The organism is Mycobacterium sp. TH-M106 (assembly GCF_057473765.1).
Window position 1 is genome coordinate 1 of record NZ_JBYCLE010000554.1, and the last position, 1,588, is coordinate 1,588.

Genomic DNA, 1,588 nt, shown 5'->3' on the forward strand with positions numbered 1-1,588 from the left:
ATGGAGATCGGCAACCACACCTGGGAACACCCCAACATGACCACCATCCCGGCGGCCGACGTTCCCGGGCAGCTGTCGAAGGCCAACGACGCGATCAACGCCGCCACCGGGCTCACCCCGACGCTGTGGCGCCCTGCCGGCGGGTTGACCAACGACGCGGTCAATCAGCGGGCGGCCAAGCTCGGATTGGCCTGCATCCTGTGGGACGTCATCCCGTTCGACTGGATCAACGACGCCGACACCGCGGCCACCCGCGATGTGCTGATGAGCCAGATAAAGCCTGGCTCGGTGGTGTTGTTCCATGACAGCTACTCATCCACAGTGGACCTGGTGTATCAGTTCATTCCGGTGTTGCGGGCCAACGGCTATCACCTGGTCACGGTCAGCCAGCTGCTCGGTCCGCGCGCACCGGGCAGCGTCTACGGCAGCAGGGAGAACGGGCCGCCTGTCAACGACCTGCATGACATCCCGGCGGCCGAGATCCCGTCGTTGCCGAACACGCCGTCACCGGCGCCGATGCCGAACTTCCCGATCACCGACATCTCCGGCGCCAACTCCGGCGGTCCCAACAACGGGGTGTAGTCGCGACCGACGAATGTCGGTGGGCGGCGTTACAACGGCCTGATGCTCAGCCCGGCATGATCTCGAAACGGGTCCTGTTGTGAATCCGGTAGACCCGGAAGTCTGCGTCCAGGGTGAAGATTCGTCGGTCGCTGCGTTCCTCGGCCAGCGCGACGAGAGTGGCGCCGGCGAGATCCATTGGCTGGTCGGCATATTTGGCCATCAGCGCCGCACTTCGTTCGAGCGTCGCGGTTGAGAGTTCTGCGATGTCCAGCCGCCCGCTCAGCAGTAGCGTCCAAAGGGCATGCTGGCCGGTCGCGCCACCGGCTCGACCCAGCAAATACATTGCCTCGGTGAACGCCGGCCAGGTGGTCACCAGCGGCAGTGTCAGCGTGCGGAGCGTCAGGACACACGTTTCATGGTCGGCTTCGTCGGCATCGATCAACGCTACTAGTGGACCCGCGTCGGTGAGGGTCACCGGCTGCGTCGACGCTCGCTGACGGCGTCGGCGAAAACTTTGCCGGTCTGACGAGCCCTACCGCCGCCGCCATGGATCACGCCGAGCACATCGGTGAAGTCCTCGTGGCTGCCAATGGTCAACAGTTCGTCGGCACGCTGGGCGGCCGCCCGCCGGATAAACTCCGAGAGCGATTCGCCAGCGACCGCGGCGGCCCGCTGAAGTCGCTTCTCCAATTCAGGAGTCAACCGAAGAGTTTTCACCGCACGAGCGTATCACGTTTAGCGACAGACGTGATACGCGTGGCGGCCCCCGACCGCCGCCGCTAGTCCTCCTCCACCTTCGCCATGGCCAGGACATCCAGCCGCTTGTCGAGTTCGGCCTCGGAGAGTTTGTCGCCGATCAGCCCCCGGTCGATCACGGCCTGGCGGATCGTCTTGTGCTCCTTGAGCGCCTCCTTGGCCACCGCGGCAGCTTCCTCGTAACCGATCGCGGAGTTCAGCGGCGTCACGATCGACGGACTGGATTCGGCCAGCTCGCGCAGATGCTCGACGTTGGCGGTCAGCCCGG

Annotated in this window: 3 protein-coding genes and 1 pseudogene; 1 reads left to right on the forward strand and 3 read right to left on the reverse strand. The window is 65.1% G+C overall.

Annotated features, from left to right (window positions below):
* Positions 1–582, forward strand: a 582-nt coding sequence (locus AC2VOP_RS19000; protein ID WP_486962409.1) for a polysaccharide deacetylase family protein, incomplete at its 5' end; no start/stop codon positions are given.
* A gap of 46 nt (positions 583–628) precedes the next feature.
* Here the strand turns inward: AC2VOP_RS19000 and AC2VOP_RS19005 are convergent.
* The 3 genes and pseudogenes from AC2VOP_RS19005 to aspA all read right to left on the reverse strand — a co-directional run.
* The gene (locus AC2VOP_RS19005) at positions 629–1,039 is read right to left on the reverse strand and encodes a type II toxin-antitoxin system VapC family toxin (RefSeq protein WP_486962410.1); all 411 of its coding nucleotides are present in this window, start codon (positions 1,037–1,039) and stop codon (positions 629–631) included.
* Positions 1,036–1,281, reverse strand: a complete 246-nt coding sequence (locus AC2VOP_RS19010) for a type II toxin -antitoxin system TacA 1-like antitoxin (RefSeq protein ID WP_486962411.1) — start codon at positions 1,279–1,281, stop codon at positions 1,036–1,038. The genes AC2VOP_RS19005 and AC2VOP_RS19010 overlap by 4 nt, the downstream gene beginning before the upstream one ends.
* Positions 1,282–1,343: 62 nt before the next feature.
* A pseudogene (gene aspA / locus AC2VOP_RS19015) lies at positions 1,344–1,588 on the reverse strand (aspartate ammonia-lyase); the annotation flags it as partial.